Source organism: Wolbachia endosymbiont (group A) of Urophora cardui, assembly GCF_964028435.1.
Classification (GTDB): Bacteria; Pseudomonadota; Alphaproteobacteria; order Rickettsiales; family Anaplasmataceae; genus Wolbachia.
This window is the reverse complement of record NZ_OZ034774.1, coordinates 1,260,298-1,282,516: the sequence shown is the minus strand read 5'-3', so window position 1 is coordinate 1,282,516 and position 22,219 is coordinate 1,260,298. Positions and strand designations below refer to the sequence as shown.

At 35.0% G+C, this 22,219-nt stretch carries 17 protein-coding genes and 3 pseudogenes; 2 read left to right on the top strand and 18 right to left on the bottom strand.

Annotation, left to right across the window (positions count from 1 at the left end; all coding sequences use genetic code 11):
* The first annotated feature begins 171 nt into the window (after positions 1-171).
* Positions 172-1,122: an IS110 family transposase gene (locus ABWU38_RS06145; RefSeq protein WP_151808084.1), complete on the top strand. Its 951-nt coding sequence runs from the start codon at positions 172-174 to the stop codon at positions 1,120-1,122.
* Between the two features lie 222 nt (positions 1,123-1,344).
* On the opposite strand, the pseudogene ABWU38_RS06140 reads toward ABWU38_RS06145, so the two are convergent.
* From ABWU38_RS06140 to ABWU38_RS06055, 18 genes and pseudogenes are all read right to left on the bottom strand, one after another.
* Positions 1,345-2,139, bottom strand: a pseudogene (locus tag ABWU38_RS06140) (phage tail protein); the annotation flags it as partial.
* A gap of 286 nt (positions 2,140-2,425) precedes the next feature.
* Entirely contained in the window at positions 2,426-3,217 is a 792-nt protein-coding gene (locus tag ABWU38_RS06135) for a baseplate J/gp47 family protein (RefSeq protein ID WP_264687798.1), read from the bottom strand.
* A 2-nt stretch (positions 3,218-3,219) separates the two neighbouring features.
* Positions 3,220-3,555: a GPW/gp25 family protein gene (locus ABWU38_RS06130; RefSeq protein ID WP_264687797.1), complete on the bottom strand. Its 336-nt coding sequence runs from the start codon at positions 3,553-3,555 to the stop codon at positions 3,220-3,222.
* A 2-nt stretch (positions 3,556-3,557) separates the two neighbouring features.
* Complete coding sequence (locus tag ABWU38_RS06125) at positions 3,558-3,812, bottom strand: PAAR domain-containing protein (protein WP_253303343.1); 255 nt, start codon at positions 3,810-3,812, stop codon at positions 3,558-3,560.
* Entirely contained in the window at positions 3,813-4,277 is a 465-nt protein-coding gene (locus tag ABWU38_RS06120; RefSeq protein ID WP_353272670.1) for a phage baseplate assembly protein V, read from the bottom strand.
* Positions 4,264-4,737: a hypothetical protein gene (locus ABWU38_RS06115; protein WP_353272669.1), complete on the bottom strand. Its 474-nt coding sequence runs from the start codon at positions 4,735-4,737 to the stop codon at positions 4,264-4,266. Before ABWU38_RS06115 ends, ABWU38_RS06120 begins: the two co-directional genes overlap by 14 nt.
* A pseudogene (locus ABWU38_RS06110) lies at positions 4,734-5,245 on the bottom strand (phage tail protein). The gene ABWU38_RS06115 and the pseudogene ABWU38_RS06110 overlap by 4 nt, the downstream one beginning before the upstream one ends.
* A gap of 1 nt (position 5,246) precedes the next feature.
* A complete protein-coding gene (locus ABWU38_RS06105; protein ID WP_052265018.1) occupies positions 5,247-5,552 on the bottom strand; it encodes a hypothetical protein in 306 nt (101 codons plus the stop codon).
* Positions 5,553-5,635: 83 nt separating this feature from the next.
* The gene (locus tag ABWU38_RS06100; protein ID WP_353272668.1) at positions 5,636-6,640 is read right to left on the bottom strand and encodes a major capsid protein; all 1,005 of its coding nucleotides are present in this window, start codon (positions 6,638-6,640) and stop codon (positions 5,636-5,638) included.
* 25 nt (positions 6,641-6,665) lie between these two features.
* On the bottom strand, positions 6,666-7,025 hold the full coding sequence (locus tag ABWU38_RS06095; protein ID WP_353272667.1) for a head decoration protein: 360 nt from the start codon (positions 7,023-7,025) through the stop codon (positions 6,666-6,668).
* 76 nt (positions 7,026-7,101) lie between these two features.
* Positions 7,102-8,127, bottom strand: coding sequence for a S49 family peptidase (locus tag ABWU38_RS06090; RefSeq protein WP_353272666.1), 1,026 nt, complete (start codon positions 8,125-8,127; stop codon positions 7,102-7,104).
* The gene (locus ABWU38_RS06085; protein WP_353272665.1) at positions 8,127-9,545 is read right to left on the bottom strand and encodes a phage portal protein; all 1,419 of its coding nucleotides are present in this window, start codon (positions 9,543-9,545) and stop codon (positions 8,127-8,129) included. Before ABWU38_RS06085 ends, ABWU38_RS06090 begins: the two co-directional genes overlap by 1 nt.
* Entirely contained in the window at positions 9,546-9,770 is a 225-nt protein-coding gene (locus tag ABWU38_RS06080) for a gpW family protein (protein WP_265018066.1), read from the bottom strand.
* Entirely contained in the window at positions 9,760-11,598 is a 1,839-nt protein-coding gene (locus ABWU38_RS06075) for a phage terminase large subunit family protein (RefSeq protein ID WP_353272664.1), read from the bottom strand. Before ABWU38_RS06075 ends, ABWU38_RS06080 begins: the two co-directional genes overlap by 11 nt.
* Positions 11,595-13,061 (bottom strand): annotated as a pseudogene (locus ABWU38_RS06070) (ankyrin repeat domain-containing protein). Before ABWU38_RS06070 ends, ABWU38_RS06075 begins: the two are co-directional and overlap by 4 nt.
* Before the next feature lie 14 nt (positions 13,062-13,075).
* A complete protein-coding gene (locus tag ABWU38_RS06065; RefSeq protein ID WP_264337554.1) occupies positions 13,076-13,558 on the bottom strand; it encodes a hypothetical protein in 483 nt (160 codons plus the stop codon).
* Positions 13,559-13,565: 7 nt separating this feature from the next.
* On the bottom strand, positions 13,566-14,786 hold the full coding sequence (locus ABWU38_RS06060; protein WP_353272663.1) for a DNA modification methylase: 1,221 nt from the start codon (positions 14,784-14,786) through the stop codon (positions 13,566-13,568).
* 103 nt (positions 14,787-14,889) lie between these two features.
* The gene (locus ABWU38_RS06055; RefSeq protein ID WP_353272662.1) at positions 14,890-15,345 is read right to left on the bottom strand and encodes a crossover junction endodeoxyribonuclease RuvC; all 456 of its coding nucleotides are present in this window, start codon (positions 15,343-15,345) and stop codon (positions 14,890-14,892) included.
* A gap of 258 nt (positions 15,346-15,603) precedes the next feature.
* On the opposite strand from ABWU38_RS06055, the gene ABWU38_RS06050 reads away from it, so the two are divergent.
* On the top strand, positions 15,604-19,131 hold the full coding sequence (locus ABWU38_RS06050) for a DEAD/DEAH box helicase (protein WP_353272661.1): 3,528 nt from the start codon (positions 15,604-15,606) through the stop codon (positions 19,129-19,131).
* The last annotated feature ends 3,088 nt before the right edge of the window (positions 19,132-22,219 follow it).

The window sequence follows — 22,219 nt, the reverse complement described above, 5'->3', positions numbered from 1 at the left end:
TTTATAAGAAAATAGGGCTATCACGGGCGTGTGCGACCGACCAACTATTGGTATTACAACCGTTCGGATCAAGGTACACTAGCCCATCTCTCGATATGTTTGAATAGTTGTGTGGGACATAAATATGCACCCGTTTACAATCTTAAATCAATTAAAACTATCGAGGTTATTATGATTACGTCTTATCAAAATTTTATTGGCATTGACATCGGAAAATTTAAAAATGTTGTTGCAGTTCACAAACAGAAGAGCGCTGTCGAATTTGACAATGATACTGCTGGTTGGCAACGAATGTTTCAAAAATTTTCAGATATCCTACCTAATTCTTTAGTGACTTTAGAAAATACAGGAAAATATGAGCTTGGTTTATCACATTTTCTTATTGACATGAATATTGCTGTACATCGAGCTAATACTCGCAAAGTAAAAAGCTTTGTCCTATCTCATGGAACTTTAGCAAAGTCTGATCAATCAGATGCAAGAGCCCTTGCTCAATATGGGTTTGAACGCTATAGTACTCTATCTCTATTTGTGCCTATGTCAAAAGAACAAACAACCTTAGCTGCACTTTGTCAACGTCGTGATGACATTACAAAAATGAGAGCTCAAGAGAAATGTAGGCTTGCAGCACCTGAAAACGACCATATAAAAGAAAGTTGTCAAAAAACCATTGAATTTTTCAACAGTCAGGTAAATGAACTCAACAATACTATACAAAAAATTATTGATGAGAATCTAGAGTTACAGAAGCGCCAAAAAATTCTTAGAACAGTTCCAGGAATAGGTCCAAAATTATCTCAAGATTTTCTATGTCTAATGCCGGAACTTGGCTACTTAGGTAGAGGAGAAGTTGCAAGTCTTGCTGGAGTTGCACCTCATCCAAAAGAAAGTGGAAAAACTATTGGTTACCGAAGAATAACAGGTGGTAGAAGCAACGTTCGTGAAAAGCTTTTTACAGCTGCAATGGCTGCTTCAAGGTCTAAGTCTGCGCTTGGTACCTTCTATTCCAAGCTTGTTGGTAAAGGTAAAAAGAAGATGGTGGCTATGACAGCTCTAATGCGTAAAATCATAGTGATTGCTAATGCGAGACTGAAAGAAGCAATGAGCCTACATACTATTTGAATCTACAGTGAATATGTGCGTCCACACAAATTTAAAGCACATATTCACTAACCACAAAATCTAAGCAGGAATTGCTGTGATGGCTGTTTGATATAAAATTCTTTTTCTATAATGAATAGGTTTTTAATTACCAAAATACCCCTCATGATTGAGTAGAATTGTAGAATTACAATAAAAAGTTGTAATAAAACAAAATTGAAGAAATTTTAAAAAACATAGTTGATCCGATAATATAACTTGCGCTTTCGCAAACTTTATTTCTGGTAATAAACTTTGTGGTAATGGATATAGTGCTTTTAAATTGTACCACTGATGACTCCTTTCATAGATGCCTTTGTAATCCTTTGTGTGAGGCTCTGTTTCTCCAAGTACTGCTACATCTAACCGATATATGTCATTACTAAATGCTTGCTCATAATGGTTGCGTAGATAACTCTCTATAACCTTAATTGATGTACCACTAAACCTAAAAAAATTTACTCTTCCAAACGATAATACTGGTCCATCCTTTTCAACCTTTATACCTGAGTAATCCGATAACAAATTTTCAAAAAAACTTTTATCTAAAATAAACCTATCAACGTTGTAGTAATCATTAAACATCCTCATTAGCCGCGATCTTGCTGGCAATGACAGCTTTGCAAGTTCTACTACTGCATCTACAAAAAAGTCATTTGGAACATCTTTTATACCTATCTGCAGCTCAAAGAAGTGCTTGCCAGGTGGTTCTTCGATAATTGTAATGTCTTCTATATTCGCCCATTTCAGTGCTATTTTAAGTGATGCAGGCGTTCCACGTAGTCTTTGAAATTTCACTCCTTCTACTACGGCTTTTCTTCTATCTTTTACCCAGCGCAGTATTTCCTCTAAACCATATTCTTCTATTATCCACGGCAATGTTTCTCCTTTTAGGTTGAACTTAAATCCTCTGATACAGTTTGGATCAACCCTATAATCTATTGAATCAACTAGTGCTTGCTCTTGCTTTGTTGCATTTGGCGGTAATAAACTTTTCATTTGTCTTTTCTTTCAAGTTGCTTTAATTTCCTTTATTTAGGTAGCTTATGAGTAAGCAAGAGATCATTGCAGAACTGATCAAAAATAAAGATGTTCTTAATATCGCAAACACTTTCCATAATATTTGACCATATTATCCATACTTTAAAAAACAAGTTACAACTTCTGGAAGAAAATCAATACTTTCGTCTCCCTAAAATTGGTCATTTTTATCCAGTAAACCTTAAACCACTTATTGCACGCAATCCCCTCACTGGTACGATTCCACAAAACAAAAAAATACGTTTTAAATCCTATCTAACTTGACGTAGCCAAGCACTGCACACTCATTCCCCAGAACCACAACATCCTCTCTTGGCTCGATTAATTCTACGTTTTCTACACCCTCTACAAACAAATTTGCTATTATCCAAGATCTTGTAACATTCCATCCCAGCCTTCTATTTGCTTCAAACTTCTTAATGAACTGCTTCTTGATTTCCTCCTTCGATATTACAGGACTTATGCTCATTCTGCTGTGAATATCTATTTCCATAATATTGCAACCAATCACTGTTACTGCATCTGTTAATACCCTTATATCATCTCTAGTAATCTGCTTTTTTACAATTTCAAGTAGTTCTTCTGATGCTGTGGATAACTTTGTTGATAAAATTGAAATTTGTACTTTCCCTGGTATGGGTGATTCTACTAATGCATCTTGTACTCTACTATCTGCTGACAGTGCATGATATTTATAATATTCCTTACTTCCTCCTGTTGACCAACTTGCTATTTTTGCTTTTACCCTCTTTCTAAGTCTTTCATCATCTTCTTCTTTTTGTCTCTCCACTCCATAAAACTCAGCTAAATTATCAAGATCTTCTCCCGTTGCAAATTTTAATAAATTACTTTTTACAGCTTCGTTTATCCTTTGTCTGAGTAACAACTCTCTCCATGCTGCTACTTCTAATACCTTCATTGCTGGATCCGATTCTACTAATCCTGAAAAGGTTTCATCTCTACGGACTAACTCTTCTTTCATTCTCGAAAAGATTTCTTCATAACTCAGCTTTTCTACAATATTTAGCTGTTGCATCTTTAAACTACAATTTCATCAAAATGAATGTTTTTCCCGCTTGGTAAGTATAATCCTTCTAGTTCAAGCGTTACTTTTCCTTCTTTCACCTCTGTCATTTTTACTTTTTCTAGCTTAAATCTTTCCTCCCACCTTTGTAGAGCTTCTGCTACTGCTGAATAGATTTCCAAAGTTAAATCTCTATTTATTGGCTTATCTACTAATTCAAATAGTCTTGACCCATAATCTCTCCTCATTATTCTACTGTTAATAGGAGTGGTCAGTATATCAATTATTGATTGTTTCAGATGTTCTATTCCTTCTAATTCTTTTCCTGTTTTGGAGTCCATCCCTTTCATTTTTAGCCTGCAAACACGTTTTCACTGCCTTTTATTACTTTAAACCCACATGAAACTATATCTCCTACTCTTCCTATACCAAGACCATTTGAAAAAACTGTTTTTGATCCTTCAGTTAATGCTCTTCCTTCACTAAAACTGTCTCCTTGTCTGCACATTGGCTTACCATTTACAAAAACATTGTTACTCCCACTAATGCAAAAATGCGGTGTTACTTCTACACAATAATCTCCTACTCGTACAACCGATTTATTCATTTAATTAAGGTTTATTCTATCTGCTTTCAGTTTTATTTCGCTCTTCGTCATCTCTATGCTCGATACCCCAGCTTTCAGTGTTATTTTGTCTACTACTTCAATCTCTAAATGATGCTTCTCTTTATCATATAATAATCTTGTTCCATCCTGAAACTTCACACTATTTATTTCTTTTTTATTCTCTGGTGCAGAGTATTTTTCCTGATATATTCCTCCTAATACCACTCCTAATGATAGTTCACCAAGAGGAGAAAATACCATTACTTGTTCATCGATATCTGGAGGAGACCAATCTCTATCTTTTCCTGCTTTGCTTGTTATCCATGGCAGATAATCTGTTACAATATCTCCTATTTTCACTCTTACTTTTGCTTTTTCATAATCTACTTCTTTCACCAATCCAATACGGATAATATTCGCTAATTTTCTATTTAGCTCTGAAATTGCAAAACTATGGTCTAACATGCACTTCACCTATCTCAATAACATGTGGCATTATGCCAGTTGACCATACTGATTTACCCACGTGTACCTCATGAAACCATTCAACTAGCCACACAAGATAAGCATCCAATTCTGGCCTAAATCCGTCAATTTCTGCAGATATAAATTCACCTGGTGAAATATTTTTCATATTCCAAGTATTCTTATTTACTACTCTCGCAACCTCAGCAGCTAGTGTTCTAACAACTACCGAGGAATCCTCGACTGTTCCATCAACGACAATCCTCGCTTCAAACCTGGCTTTCAATGCTAATTCTTCTGTTCCAGGATCTTTTCCAGATTCTAAACTCACAAGCTCTACAAATAACGCTGGCGCTAATAATTCTTTTCTTATCGATGGATAAATTTCACAAGTTTGAATTGCTGGTATTTCTCTCTTCAGCGTAGTGCAGATTGCGTTATGCAAATCTTTGAAATTCATACACTTTCTGTAATATAACTTAATTCACGTTCAAAAAATTTTGTAAATACTTCCTCAACCTCATAATTAACAATATTATCCTTGAAGCCTCAGGTTCGAGTGGCAACTTAACTTCCTTTATTGGCAATGCTGCCCTTCCTTCACGTTTAAACATACCGCTATTTCCTTTTGGCATAACTGCTGCAAATCCTCCTATAAACTCATGCTTTCCTACTTTCGATCCTCTTCTTGTTTTTTGTATCTTGCCAATTGTCGATGCTCTAATGTCATAGAGATTTGCTCTAATTAACACTTCTAATCTGCTAGTTTTCGCCTTAAAAATTCTTAATCTCTTTCTTATCAAACTTAATTTTATCTTCTTTTCCTCACTAATTTCTTTTGCTGTCTTCAATTTTAGCCATAGTGCTGTTCTGTTTAACGCTCTCACTATTGCTAATTCTATTTTTTTTCTTTTAGCATTTACACTTTCTATTACCTCATTACTATTAACTTCTATATGCACAGACATTTTACACCCCATACGCTTCGATTCGCCAGACCATTCCAGATTTATCTCTAAGTGGTGGTGTGTGTATTTTGTATTTGCAATCACCTATAACAAAAATATCTCCTACAATTGGCCTCAGTATATCAAAAATGCTTACCTCAAGAAAAAGCATCTCTCCCACAAATTGTCCTTCACCAATCTCGTATAATTTATCTGGCTGTTGCTTTAATACCTGTACCATATATGACTTATCCTTTGATTTATATAAAGCCACTTCTCCTAAATGGGCAAAACAATCTTTAAATAATCTCTTAATATTCTCTTGCACGTTTCTCCGCTATATACTAACATTTATATGCTAAGAAGAGGTAAAGCATTCTTCTGCCTCACACCGCTTTATATTTGCTCTACCTATGTTGCAACGATCTTGACTAGTATCGCTGGACGGTGGCACATTGGCAGAGGGTTTGACTGCGTATGCAAATCAGTCCCTCTATCAAATCTTCTTGGCTCTTGTTTTGCATATAGTGGCTGTCCTAGTGTATTTACTGTTTCATTAAAATCTGCTGGTGCAAAATATGTTGTAAATGTGCTCGCTGTTCCTACTGGAAAACAGTGTCCTGTATCTCTTTCTATAAACCTTCTTACGGTTCCTTCAGGATCAGTTGCTTGCCCTCTATATTCCTCAAATGTGATTCCACAAAACGTAAATCCTGATCTCATATCATTCCTTAGCGCTGCTCCTTCTTGCCATCTTTCATATGCTTCTTTCACTTTACTATGCGAAGTTAATGCATCAAAAAACTCAGGGCTTACCAAGGCATGAATTCCGGTCATATATTCACCACTTAGATTATCTTCTATATGCCGGAGTACTTCCAGACACTTACGCTTGACATCTGTTGTTGCTGTTCCAAGGGCAAAATTTACTACTTTTGGTGTTATTTCAAATTCGTTGTACAGATTTAATAATTCTGACCCGTCAGCATCTAAAATTATTCCTTTCAGCGCTCCAATCCGCAAATGTTCTAATGTTATCGCATGTTTGTTTCTCATTAGCTGTAAATGGTCAGTTATTACATCTGCCAGCGCTTTCAGTTCACTCTCTGATCCAAATGCCCTTACTCCTTGTACTTCCTCTGGTAATACTACATCATCATGTGGAATGTGCGGAATTGTAAATGTTCTTACCTTTCTTTTTCCTCTTTTTCCTACTGTTGCTGGTGCCCCTGGAACTTGCGTTGGTAGTAAACTTAATACTCCGTTTTGCTCTTCTATTGTAATATGTCTAAATCTTACTGACCTACTTGGAAATAAATTTAAATTTTCAACTCGTCCATAATTTACCGGCAATATATTCATCGCATTTGTTAGTGCCGTCATGCTAAATGCTGTATTTGTAAATGGATTTTGCATTCTTTTTCCCCCTTATTAATTTAAGTTACACTCCCTTGCGGACAATGATCCCTCGTCTTTCAAGTTGCTTTATTGCTGCAGCTTTCTGCTCTTCAGTGATATTTGCTGGCCATACAATTGCATGATCGGCAAGAAGAGCAATACGAGTAATGATTACTGCTTTGGTGTTTTCCGTTGCGTTTACATCACTTGTTATTACACCTATTGCTCCATCTGTTGCAGTTGGATCTATTATCTTAATCATGCTATCTTTATCGAGAGCCACTACTGTACCAAGTTTAAGATTTTGTCCCTTGGCTACCGTTATTTGATCTCTTGAATATAGACTTGATGCCTCATACTTTAATAAGTCACCTAGATTATTTTGTTCGGTTATACATGTCATATTTTCTTTTCTCCTTTTTTTCCTTTAGTTTTACCGCCATGTTTGTAGTTATTGTACGTGGCGGTTATAAAAAAACTTAAATACTTGATTGTGCTCTAGCTTTAGCTACCTGCATCATCAATTCTTCTCCTGAATTCTGTGGTATTGCACTCAGTATCTCTGTCTTTTTCGTTCGCTCTGCTAGCAGTTCCATTAAAACTTCCCGTGCTTGCTCAACACTTATGCTTTGCTCAATAAATTCTCCTATCTTTTCTGGCATCTTTGATATATTACATAATCTTATTATCTCTAAAATTTCTCTACGACAGTTCTCGTAGCCTTCCTCAATAGTTGTCATACTAATACTCCTATGATTGTTGATAAATTCAAAAAATGTTGTAACTCCATCTGCAAGACCTATTTCTATTGCTTTCTCCCCAAAATATAGCCCTGCCTCTGTTGATCGAATCTTTTCAATTGAAAGACCTCTGTTCCTTGCTATTAGCTGCAAAAACATTTCATATAGTCGGCCTACTTCTTTTTGTAAGCTTCCCAGACTTTCAGACGTCATTGGCTCATGTGGGTTTAAATCATTCTTTCGACTACCAGCAAAGATTGTGGTGTACTTAATACCTTGCCTTTCATCAAACCTACTTTGATCTATGTGACTTGCTATTACTCCAATACTTCCTACTCCTGAAGTTCTACTCACAAATACCTTTTCAGCGCTAGAGGCTATAGCGTACGCAGCAGAATATGCATCATCATTTGCTATTGCAATAATTCTCTTTTTTGCTCTTGATTCATAAATAAAATCAGCTAGGTCAAAGACACCGTTTACTTCTCCTCCTGGACTGTCTATGTCAAGTAGAATCGTCTCTATGCTTTTATCTTCTAAAGCACTCTCTATCTCTTCATGAATATTTTCATACGAAGTCATATCTAAAATATGATCAAAAGCTTCTGTTTTTTTTGTCAAAACTCCATAAATACGTATTATTGCTATTCCTTTTGGGTTTATATGAAAATGCTTTAAGTTCTTAAAGATAGGTTGTTTGCTGTTATATAATGATAGTAGTTCAAAGCTTCTTCTCTCTACCATTACTGGTTTATTTATCCACATCACCTTCCTTCCCTTTTATGATTAACATCAGAATCAAAACAAAGTCCAAAAGAATTAGCTCGCTTTTGATCTTCTGCTATTTCTTGGTCAATTTCTTCTACATCGTAACCCATTTCTGATACTACCTCCGATCGACTTTTGAAGCCATTTCTTACTGCCATTTGCTGTGCTTGCTGGTCTTTAAGTGGATCTACCCAATCAAATCCCTGTGGTATCCATTTCACTTCTTCTTTCGCTGCTTTTACTACTTTTTCATCTATACTCAGTTCTCCAGAAAGTACTGCTAACTCTAGCCATCTATTCCAAATAGGCCTACAAAACTGGAACACTATCACGTTATGCTGTAACATTGCACACCTTCTGCGAAACTCTATCAGCCCTGCTCGAATGGATGAATAATTAACACCTGTTAAATCTCCTGTTAGCTGCTCATATGTTATCCCTGTGCCTATTGCTATTGCCCTCAGTTGCTGTCTCATGAATGCTTCATAACTTCCTCCAACATCAGACGGCTCTGAAAATTTTATATCTTCTCCTGGGTCTAAAAGCTGCATTGTTCCTGGCTCTAAACCTGATAATGCTACTCCTTGCTCATTACTTTCACCTTCTCCTAAAATATTTGCTTCTGGATCGAGTCTCGTAATAAATCCAGCAAACATTGCTGCAGTTTTCTTTCTCACCAGCTCTGCATCATCATATTGATCAAGCTCATAAAGCTTCAGCAGTATATTAGAAAGCCAAGGCTCCCCTCTGATTTGCCCAGGTCTTAATGGTCTATAAATATGTAAAACATCGTTTGCTGGCACTCTTACTGACTCTCCAAAGGTATTTTCACCAGGGTGTTCTTTAAATAAGTAATAAGCTTCTCTTTGACCAAGCCTGTTAAACTCAATACCATTACGAATTATGTTACCATTTGCTAAAGTTAGATTTGTTTTATTGTCCAAATGCTCTGATTCTAGTACTTGCAGTTGTAATGGTACAGAAAATCCATCTTCGAGTTTACGATTTCGGAGGCGTACAAAACATTCTCCTCCCTCTATCATACTCCTACATACCAGAGCTTGTAATCCATAAAAATCACTTACTCCGTTACTATCTGCTTCATCTGTCCATCTTAGCCATAATTCTTGCACCTTCTTTCGAAATTCTCCATCTCTTGCTTTTGATTGCGGCTTTATTCCTGTTCCAATAGAATTACTCACTATCGTATCAATTATATTTGCTGCATATGGATTTTTTCTCACCATATCACGTGATCTACTACGTAAAGTTTCAAGGTTTTGAGACAGCAAATTGTTTATACTTCCTAACTCTGGTTGAAAGTGAAAAAATCTTCTTCCTGAGCCTGCTGCATCCCAAGCAGAACTTTTGATTTTTGGTTTGTTAAACAATTGCTTGAAGGTTTTGAGCAGCATTTATAAAATTCCTTTACTCGTTGAAAAAACAATTTTCCTCTTTGGGTTCATACCTGCAACTTTTAACTCAGCCTTAATTCGTTGTCTTAAATTCAATAAATCCTTTATTTGAACTTCCCCGTACCGCACAACATGATCACCATATGCAATTGAGACAACTCTTTCTCCGCTTTGCAGTTTTTGAATTGCTTTCTCAACTTGAGTTAAATATTCTTCACTGTACATTTTGACTACTAAGCCATTTACTCTGTCTTAATTTTTTGGGCTTTTTGCTTTCCATTTTTCCACTCAAACTATTCCATTTACTCTCTGGCCAACGATCAATTCCAAGTGCAATAGATGCTGCTCTCGCATAAATTCGGCAATCCAGTACTTCATTTCTTTCTCTTACCTTTTGCCACTCTTGTTTGGTGTATCCTTTTACTACCTTGCTGACTAATTGCTCTGCCGTTAGCTGCTTAAAATATTCAGGTGCATACTCGGGAAAATGACAATATCCAGGTAGAGCTTTTCCTTCCTCTTCTTTTAAAATATTAAGTAATTGAAAAAGCTCTGACTTTAATATCGATACTCCTACTGGCCATAGCTTTATTCCTCTTTTCAGCTTTTGACCACCAACTGTTATATCTACTCTACTTGGGCTGCTAAGTGGTACTAGCGCTTTGTTTACACCTTTGACTGCCATTACTCTTCCAGAGCCCTGATGACCTCTTACCCAATTGTATACTTCTTGCGTTGCATATCCAGCATCTACTGCCATCATACTTATCATATATTCAAGCCCATTTTCACCGATAAAATGATGATTTAAGAGCTCGGAGAGTTTTCCCCATACTTCCCCACCTCCTGTATCTCCTTCAAATACTTGGTAGTCTATTGACCAATTTTCACGGCTTTTTCCCCATGCGACAACTTCTACTTCTAAACGATCTTTTTGGACATCTACTCCTGCTGTGAGGATTACTTCGCCTTTTGGTACTGTGCCTATGGGAAAAAATTCTCTCCTGTTAAATAATTGCTTCCAGTCTGGTACTTCTCCTTTGTCTACCCAAGTTTCTCCAAGCGTAGTATTTATCCAAACTTTCAGTAATTGCTCACTCTCTTTTGCATGCAGAAAATCTTCTACTGCTTGAGTCCAACTATACCAGCCAACTGGGCTATAAAGACTTGAAAGATGAAATCCTTTTTTCTCACCTTTTACTCTATTAGTAGGTCTCCATTCTCCATGCTCAAGCATCTCTGTTTTTTGATGATTTTCTATTTTGCCGCTACATTCAGTGCAGACATAATGTGCTGTTCTTGAGTCGTTATTCTCCCATTTTATTTGTGCCCATTTTAGAACTTGATAGTAATTACAATGCGGACATGGTACAAAAAAATATCTCTTATCTGTTGCTTCAAATTCTTTCTCAATTCTGCTTATTCCATGAATCGTTGGTGTTGATACTAAAAAAATCTTTCGCCGTGCAAATGTATTAGTTCGAGCAATACTAAGCAGTACTGGATCTCCTTCTCCTCCTGAATCTCCTGGGTAGGCATCTATTTCATCAAGAAAGAGATATTTTACTGGCATAGATCTCAGTGCTACACTGCTATTTGCTCCGGTTATTACTACTATTCCACCTGGAAATTCCTTACTTTGTACAGTATTGCCTGAATCTCTTGATCTTGGGTCTTTTACTTTACTTTTTAAACATGGTGTACTTTCAATCAGTGGCGCAAATCTTCCTTTTGACCAACGCTTTCCCATTTCAACTGTTGGCTGTACTACCAGCATTGGACCAGGAGTCTGATCTATGATGTAGCCAATCCAATTGTTACCAGCTTCTGTTCCCCCAATCTGCGCTCCTTTCATGAATACTACTTTTTCTGTTGGTGAGGACGGAGAAAGTGAATCCATGATTTCTTTTAAATAAGGAGTTCTTTCCGTTCTCCATTTACCTGGCTCTGATGCTGCAGTTGCTGCTAAAACTCGATACTCATTTGCCCACTCTGATACTTTAAGCTCTGGATCTGGTCTTAAACCTTCAGAAAAAGCTCTAGCGTATATCATTGTCTGCATCTACTCATAATTGGTTCTATCTCAATATTGTTAACAGTAGAGTTTATTCCTCCACACTCCTCCAATTCCATAAACATCTTTTTCTGAAATTCGTTTTCTATATATCTTTTGCTCATCTCACTTATCATTAGTGCTATAATAAGCGCAAATATCCCTGTTATTGTTGCAAAAATGATTGCACTGCTTATTGTTGTTGCTGTTAACCCTATACATACCGCTATTGCTACTGCACTTACTGAGGTAAAAACACAGATCACATTGGTGTATTTTCTTACTTTTGCATCTCTATGTTCTATACACTATAATAAACTGGTACAGACTTGCCTATCTCGTCTGGTAATTTGATGCTCTTTTCTTTAAATAAAGTTTTTAGCAATTCTAAATTATTTGACTTGATTGCTAAGTGCAAAACAGGTGTATAGTTTGCTCCTTTTTTCAGCAATAACTTTACTACATGTAAATGCCTTTTTTCTGCAGCAAGATAAATTGGTGATAGACCTTTATTATTTACAATATCAATATTGATTTCTTCTTTTAAAATTGCATCTACAATCTCAATTTCTCCTCTTTGTGCAGCTAAATGGAGTAGACTATTCTTTTCAGAACCGTATTTATTACTCACCAAAGCCTTCTTTATCTCAGGTTTAGCGTAATCAAATGGTGTCTTGCCGCTATCGTCTTTTACCAGAGGGTCTATATCTTCTCGCGTTAGTAAAACTTCTATTGTTTTAAGTCTTTCAGCGTAATGTAGTGGTGTTTTATTTTCGTAGTCTTGCAAATTGACTTGAGCATTAGGCTCCTTTATTAAGCATTTGAGGATATCAAGACATAAGTCTCTTTCATCGTAATTAGTATTACTTACAGCTATATGCACAGGCGACAATTTCATTGAGTTTTGTCCCATGCGTGCACTATTTACATCTGCTCCTAGCTTCAGCAGTAACTTTACTATCTCCAACTTTTTATTATTAACTGCATAGTGCATTGGTGTCTGATTTCGTGCATCAAAGACATCTATTTCAGCTTTTCCTTCTCTTATCAAAATCTTTACAACTTCTGCATGTCCTATTCCTGCTGCTAGATGTAATGGAGTATGATGCAGAGCATTTCGTACATTAACGTCAACACCTTTTCTTATCAAATATCTAACTGCATTAACTTCACCTATCATTGCAGCTAAATGAAGTAAACTATCTTGCTCTGATCCATATTTATTGTTGATTAGCGCTTGTAATATTTCTGCTTTTTTCCCTTCTTTGGCGTAATCAAGAGATGTTTTACCATCATTATCTTCTATAAAAGGATTAATGTTCTTTTTCGTGAGTAACAGATCTACCATACTTAATTCATCAAACTCTATAGCGCAATGTAGTGGGGTTTTTCCGTTTAATCCTCTAACATTTACATCTAATCCAGGTTAGACACTTTATTAACTCTAAACTTAGCCATTTTATATTCAAAATCTTTCTTATATTTGAAATTTAGTATTAGATAATTCTTGTAATGAGTTTGTAATCTCTTCAGTTAACGCCATATGAATCTTTTCAGTGTCACTCAGTGATGCAAGCAATGCTGAAACTCTATTTGGAATATTAAGTAAATTATTACGGACAACTCTTGCTACATTAAATGCATCGCGCTTTACTTCTTCTACTGCTACAAGTTCTCCTATCTCAGCCCTAGCTTTTGCCTCAAGAAGTTTACCTCGTTCCATTTCATTTTTTATTCGAGTTTTTAGCAACATCGTGGAAAGGTTACTTGTATTTTCGTTTTCTGGATTTTTCCTCCTCAGTGGCTGACTTGGATCTCTTATTGCCGCTACTGCTTCATTTGCTTGTTCTCTATTGATCAAACCATCCTCCAACTCAACTATTCCTTTCTTTACTAAATAACAGACATATTGCTTTGATACTCCTATCTCTCTTGCCCATTCTGTTTGTGTAATTTTCACTTTTTTCCTACTGTTTTTCTCCTTGAATTTCTGCAAAAGTTTTACCAGTACCGGCTAAAATGGCATCTCTTCCGGTATATATTTGCCAACGTTTTATGGTTACATCTACAAATTTTGAATCTAGCTCTATTGTTCTGCAAATTCTTCCTGTTCTCTCACATGCAATCAGTGTACTTCCAGAACCGCTAAATGGATCAAGTACTATGTCTCCTGGTCTGCTGCTGTTTACTATTGCTCTCTCCATTAGCTCTACTGGCTTCATCGTTGGATGTAGTGTATTGTGCGTTGGCTTATCATAAAACCACAGATCACTTTGATTTCTACCTCCATGCCACTCACGTTTATTGCCGCTTTTCCATCCATAGAGCATTGCTTCGTATTGTCTTTGATAATCTGATCTTCCTAGCGTAAAGTGATTCTTCGCCCAAATGATAAAAGTTGACCATTTTCCTCCCGCTTCCTCAAATGCTTTTTGCAACGTTGAAAACTCTGATGATGATGCACAGATGTAAATTGCACCTTTCGTATATGCTAAAATATGGGAACAGATGTCGTAGAGAAAAAGTTCGTACTTTTCACCTTGATTATCGTTTAATATTTTTTTCTCTTCTCTTTCCTGACTGCTACCGTAATCAACGTTATATGGAGGATCACATACGGTAATATCTGCCATTTTATTATCTAATACCGCTTTATATGATTCAACTAAAGAGCTATCACCACAATAGATTCGATGATCACCTAAAATCCATAGATCAGCTGGTTTTGTTATTTCTACTTTTTTGTCATCAACAACTAAGTCAGAAAGATCTTCTTCTTCACCATCTAAATCATCAAGAAACCGTTGAACTTTTTCCAATTCAAATCCTGTCATTTTTAAGTCAAACTGCAAATCTTCTAGCTCTTGAATTTCCACCTTCAAAAGATCATCGTCCCACTTTGCCCAATTAGCTGATTGATTGGCAAGCAGTCGAAAAGCTTTAGTTTGTGGTTCATTTAAATTATCACTGAGGACTACTGGAATACTTTCCATACCAAGTTTTCTTGCTGCTTTAAGTCTTAAATGACCATCAACCACAGTTCCATCGCTTTTTGCAACTATTGGAATACGAAAGCCGAATTCCCTGATTGAAGCACACATTCTATTTACTACGTCATCATTCTTACGTGGATTACGCTCATATTCGACTAGATTTTCAACAGGATAGTAGTGGATTGCTAAATTCATATCTTAATAATTAAAAAGTTAATATTCAAAATATCTCTGACGCTAAAGAAGGCCTGGGGTCTGACCCACCAAACCCGCCAATATGGCCGAAAGGACCCACTTTTTATGGATTTTTCGTCTTATTAATATCTTTACTAATATAGAACATTAATGCCAAAGCATCGGCCTCATTATCATCTCTAGGTAAAAAACTTTTTTCACGTATCGCTTCAATAACTTCACTCTTACTTGCATTGCCTTTGCCTGTTATAAAGCGTTTTATAGTTTTAACATTAACACCTTTGTATGGCACATGATGTTCTTCACACCAAGCAGACAGAACTGCGAGAAAACCGCCATAGCAATGCGCTGCATCAGTTCCTAGATGTCTTCTCACTTCTTCAAAATACACTGCAGAAATGTCTCTCAAAGAGTTAAGCCAATTACGAAAATTCAAGAAACACATTCCACCACCACTGAAACGACTACCATGAAAACTTTTGCTTCCACTTTCAATTACTCCATCTGTCAGAATTGCCCAGCCAGTTTGCTTGCCGAGGTCTAGTGTTAGGATTGACATTTATTTGAAACTTTTGTGTTTGAAGCGCGTAGAGGTAAACTAACCTCATTGAAACAATGCCCCTTTATTATATATATACCGGATTTCTTACTACTTTTTCCGAGATTTTCTAAAAAAAAGTTAAAATAATTTTTAATCACAAAAAATGAAGAGACTGTAGAAAAAAAGGTTTTCATATTGCCTTTTCTGCTGTTTTCTTGGCATTTTGTAGTGATTTATGTTAGATTACTTGAGTTTATTTAGGCTAAAATATATATAATGTCTATTTACGGGAGAACATGGTGGGGTAAGAAATGGCTTCAATCTTTCAGTGAAGTTGATTACGATAACCGCCTTTCACGTGGTAGAACTTATGCTAATACTGGTCAAGCTTTTGGTATTCAAATCAACGGCAATACAATTACAGCCAAAGTTAGTGGTTCAAGACCTCATCCATATAAAGTTAAAATAACACTCAATGAATTAAATTCATCAGCTATCCGTTGTATTATTGAAAATTCGCCCTCTATATTGCCTAAATTAATAAATAGACAATTACCAACACTTTTGTTTGATAAGCTTAACAACTCAGGTATTAAATTATTTCCTTCGAATTGGGAAGAAATGAACGCAAGTTGCAATTGTCCTGATTGGGCTATGCCTTGTAAACATATTGCTGCTGTAATTTATCTTATTGCTGCAGAAATTGATAAAAACCCTTTCGTAATTTTCAATATTCATAATTGTGACTTGTTGTCGCTGATTGATGATTTTGGAAATGGAAAATTAGAAAACATTCAAAGTATTCTAAAAATTAATGATCTATTTAAATCGTCTTCTAAAGTTAAAGTATATGACCAAGTAAACTTAAATGATATTGATCTATCGACTATTCCTAACCTTGCTAGCTGTATCGAAAATATCTTGACGAATAATCCACTCTTTTTTGAAAAAAATTTTCACAGTATTCTGCAAATAGCTTACAAGCATTGGCAAAAATATCCTACGGGAAATTCTTTCTACTCTTCCAAGAAAAAGCTATCGGAAGAAGAATTGTTTACTAGCAAATGGGGAAGTATTGAACACTGGCAAACATTTCAATTATTTATCAATGACCAATACCAAGTTATTCAAGTAAGCAATGGTATAGCTAATTCATTTATGCTCAGCGAAAGTGTTTCGAGGAATATAGCACAATTTTTAAACGATATTCCTATTTCATTGCTTCATAAGCTTAATCCTGAGCTTCGCTTCATGCATATGATTTCACAGTTTGCACGTATGCTCATGGAAAAATCAGCACTAGTACCACAAATACTACAAAATAAAAGAGAAGAATTCATAATTAGGTGGATCCCTGCGTTGTTTAATGAATCAGTCAAAGAAATTCATAGAAAAATATCATCTATGTGTCCACCTCTGCTAATTCAATATCAGAAAACTTCTATAGAGCCTGAAGAACAGGTTAATATTGCAATTTCTTTAATCCTTTTGGAATACATGGCAAATAATTTTCCTGCAGCACTTGATAAGTATAGAGAAAAGAATACCTTTCCTTCATCAATGGACAAGTATAGAGACAAGCACATCTTTGCATTATTTTTTACTGGATCAGCATACAAGTTTAGTGAGTTTAGCAACAGAGAAATACCTCAAGCAATTAATCTCTGGTTATCACGGCTTTATTTAACAGATAAACCATACAAACTTTACTTAATGGTAAAAGATTATTATGAAAGATTTGAGCTTGATATACAGGTATCTTTAGATGATGGAAAATCGATAATAAAGCTGAAAAAAGCATTGTCTAACTGCAGCACAAAACTGAGCATTTTATCTGATATGGGAATGCTGTCCGAATACATACCTGAGCTAGAAAGATCGATTGACGACAGCAGTAGATTACTGTTTAGCTTAGATGATTTTGCACCATTGTTTTTAAATATCTTGCCGGTGTTAAAAGCAATTGGCGTTATAGTTATCTTACCAAAATCACTGGAAAAAATCCTAAAGCCAAAGTTGAGTCTTAATTTATCTGCTAAAGGCAAAATTGAAGAAGATCGGAAAAGTTTCTTAACGCTTGAAAAATTATTGAAGTTTGATTGGAAAATAGCGATAGGTGATAAAGAGATAAGCATTACAGAATTTAAAAAGCTACTGAAAGATTCTCGTGGACTTATAAAGATTATAGACCAATATGTGCTTTTGGATGATAAGGAGGTAGAAGCTCTACTGAAAAAATTTGATAAGTTACCTGAACACTTGAGTCAAGCAGAGCTGATGCAAGCTGCTTTAGGAGGTGAACTAGATGGAGCAAAGGTAGGACTTGATCAGCAGATTAAAAGCCTATTTGAAAAGCTTAACACTTATGTACCTGTTGATGTACCAAGTAACCTAACAGCACAGTTACGTCCATATCAAAAACGTGGATTTAGTTGGCTTGTGCAGAACATAGAGACGGGATTTGGTAGTATAATTGCTGATGACATGGGTCTTGGTAAAACACTACAAGTTATTGCAGCCATTTTATACTGTAAGAATGCAGGATTTTTAGATGAAGATAAAGTCTTGATAGTAGCACCAACAAGCATATTAAGCAATTGGCAACGAGAGATGGAACGTTTTGCACCAGAATTAAAGCTTTTTATCTATCATGGACAAAATCGAGAATTGGCAAATGATTATGATGTAGCTCTCACATCCTATGGTCTTGCACGTCGTGATAAAAAAGAGCTTAACAGAGTAGGATGGTTTTTGCTCGTGATTGATGGAGCCCAAAATATAAAGAATCCCCACAGTGAACAGAGCAAAGCTATAAAAGCTATTGCAGCAAAAAATAGAATAGCAATGAGTGGTACACCTGTTGAAAATAGGCTACTAGAATATTGGAGTATTTTTGATTTTACTAATAAATATTACCTTGGTACTCCTAAGGAATTTAAAACTCATTTTGCAACACCAATTGAAAAAGCGAGAGACAAAGTTTGTCTAGAGAAGTTCATGAAAGTTACTCATCCCTTTATGCTACGTAGGGTAAAAAGTGATAAAAGCATTATAGAGGATCTACCAGATAAAATTGAAAATAATCGTTATTGTTCTCTAACTCCAGAGCAAACAGCACTTTATCAAGAAGTAGTTAACACAACTATGAAAAAGATAGAAAAGAGTGAAGGAATTGAGCGTAAGGGTCTAATTCTTAAGCTTATCAATGCTTTAAAGCAAGTTTGTAACCATCCATCGCATTTTGGCAAGAAAAAGCGTGCAAGTATTGAACAGTCAGGAAAGATGCAGATGCTAGAAGAGATATTGATAGGAATTAGTGAGCTTGCAGAAAAATCATTGATATTTACTCAATACACTGAAATGGGTGAGATTATAGCTAGGCTACTTGAAGAAAAGTTTGAATCAAAAGTGCCATTTTTGCATGGAAGTTTATCCCGTAAAGCACGAGACAAAATGGTTAATGATTTTGAAAACTCATTTCGATCAAATATTCTCATAGTATCTTTAAAAGCTGGTGGAACAGGGCTTAATTTAACAGCAGCAAACCATGTAATACATTACGATTTATGGTGGAATCCAGCAGTGGAAGCACAAGCAACAGATAGAGCGTACCGTATTGGGCAAGAACGTAATGTTATGGTGTACAGGCTACTTTCAACAGGTACTTTTGAAGAGCGTATTGATGAGATGATTCAAAGTAAGAAAGAGTTAGCAAACTTAACTATAAGTAGCGGCGAGAGTTGGATTACAGAATTTAGCAATAATCAATTGAAAGATTTGATCAATATAAGAAATGCTGTATAAAAAACAAGTTCAGCTATCCACTTCTTATCTTAAAAATGTAAAAAAACAACATTTGGCCTGCTAACACATATCTTATCGCATTCGGACTATTATAAGAAAGGCTGTACAGAGTATGAATCTGATTTTGACGAATTAATTAAAGCAGGTGAGAAAATAACTACAACAAAGACCAGCTTATAGTTGAGTTATCTGTGTTTGACATCTTGCTTTTGTTTTAATTTCAAGGGGGGTGACCCACCCTTTAGAAAGCTCTATATCTCTATCTACCAATAATATAGTGGAAATTTTGTCTCTATTATATGCGATAAAATTGGAGACGTAAATAAATAAATTTTGATCTTTGTCTCTGTTTTAAGCGGTTTTGTAGCTTATGTTTGCAGCAATTTCAAACTTTTTTCTTTATCTTCACCTACAATTTGTTTATAGAGATTATCTGAAATATTTTCTTAAGAGTTTTAGATAAAAGTCGTTATATTTCAATAAGACCTCCAAAATAACCAGCTTTTATTGCACCGATTTAAAAGACCATTCACTTTTTTGAAAAAATATTTTACAACAAATAAAAAACGTGATAGAGTAAGGTAAGGCTTTTTTATAGCAAGTAAAAGTTTAAGGTAAAAGATAATTTAGAAGTGCCTCATAATCGAGTTTTAAGCTACCTTACATAAGTAACTTAGGTCTTAGTAGTATAATTGTACCCTGGAGTCGTATAATCGCTTTAAATCCGCACTAAATGCAATTGTCTCAAAGTTGTATTTTTTTCATTAAATTTAAGTAATGTTTTGTGGTAATCTCTCTAGGTCTTCTTTATTTCTATTTATCCAATATATTTTATATTTATTATTACTGTTATTATTTATTACTATTATATATATATAATATATAAGGGTTTTAGGAAGCTAGAATCCGCCTCACTGGCTGACTTTAGACATGTGGTTTCTAGGAACGCTTTTAGGAACGTAGGCAAAAAAGCTAGCTCTCACGCAGAATTTAGGTTCCTGATTTCTAATTACTGATTTAGGAACCTAGGAATTAGGAATGTAATACAATCATTGATGGTGCTATTTCTTAAGTGCTAAGTTTTAGTTGAGTGGATGTAAATTGATAGTAGCTATAGATTGAAAGGGCAATAGAGAAAACTTGGTAAACTCTAAAATATTTTTACCCATAAAAAAAGACTTATCCTAACATTAAATTTTGCCTATAGCTAAAATCTTCAGCTCCAGGGGTGAATTTTCCTATACCACGAGCAAATGGTCCTGTTATAACTTCAAGCCACTTATCCTCTCTGAACCTTTAGACATTCCTTTTACTAACTGTTTCACCTGTAAAAGTTACTGTACCATACGTTCTAGTTTGTCTCTTTCCATATCGTGAAAAATTTCAGTAAGCCGTAAGTCTGAATGGATACTCTTAATCGAGTTTTAAGCTACCTTACATAAGCAACTTAGGTTTTGGTGTTGTACCCTGAAGTCGTAGAATCACTTTAAATCCGCATTAAAGGCTATTTCTTGTACTTATGAATATTTTAAAACTTTTCCAATTCCCTTGACTTCTTTTTTTTCATTCCCTAGGTATTACTTTTTAACCTTATTAATTCATTATACTTTCATATTGTTTATTATTATTTCCTATTATTATTAGTATATATATGTATAGTATTATTTACATATTATAATAATATATAAGATTCTCGGAAAGTGGAAAGCTAGCTACTGTGGCGGGTTTTAGGGCGATCTGATTCATTAAGTCTTTTGGAAATAGAAAAGTAATACACTAAGTGGCTAAAAGCATAGAAATTCAGTGAGTTAAGTATAGTATGTTTTTGTTCCTAATTTTTCAATTTTACTGGAAATCACAAAACTCAGAACGGCTTCTTATTCCTTAAAACCTTACTTTGAAGAATAGGCCACACATTTATCTTCCTTTGAGTGATGCCTTTGACTATCTTACAATAACTAGGTTTATGTCTACTAATATAATGCAGCTGGTAATCTATTCCCTGGTCCACCTATATGCATAAGTAGTTAGAACTTTTACCAGCTAAAAAACAAATTTGCAAATTTCACAAACCAACCTTAGTCATCTCTGCTTACTGTAGTAAAAAAGTTCTTGGCACAAAGATACAAACATGAAAAAGGCGTTTCTCTTTAAAGCTAGCTACAATTTTTAAGTAAAAACAGTAGCCACCTGATTAAAGATCGCTTATAAAACAACTCTAAACTCAACTAAAAGGTATTTTCAGTAGTCTTACTATCACGAAGCAAACTTACTTGTAAGTTTAATAAAATCTTCATGCCTTGTAAAGAAAATTTTTTAAAAAGAATTTAACGTTTCCTGTCTCAAATCCTTTTTTTAGAGAGTCATCTACAAAGGTTAAAAAATTAAAGAATAAATAAGAATGAAAAATATAAATAGGGTATTATTATATACCTTATTTTTATTATTTATAATAATAGGGTTTTTCTCTAAACTAAGAAACACTCAAAATCAGCCAAGGAGCAGCCTTTTATGATATTATAGTAGTTTGCTTGACTTGTAACCTTAAATTATGTTAAACTCCCCTACAGTAGCCCACTTCTCAGCTTAATGAGATTTCATTTTCCAATCTAAAATGGCTTAAACTGCCAAAAATCTATGTAATCTCGAATCTAAAGTACTTAATTCACAAATAATTATTATGAATAACTTTACTAATACAGCATTTTTGTGGATACTTCTTATAGACGGAAAATCTCTCCCCTGGGTATATTGTAAACACGTTAAGCTCTATTAAAGTTTAATAGAAAAATCGTAATAAAAAAAATTTTAGAGCAATTCATATTTCGGACTGCATTTCTAGTATATATTGTTTAGAAAAGAGGTCATTTAGTGGGGTATGAAAGCTAATAGAAAGCGGAATTGTGCAAAATTTTTTAAAAAAGTGAACAGTTTTTATAATTTTGGTGAACATATATAGTAAGGGAACAGTGTAAGTTTAAAGTTAGATGTTTTTATAATAAGGAGTAAAAGTGTTTTGGAAAAATTTCCCTCACTTCCGGAAAGATCGATAAGGTATCCGGTATACTATAGTAAATGGTACAGAAAT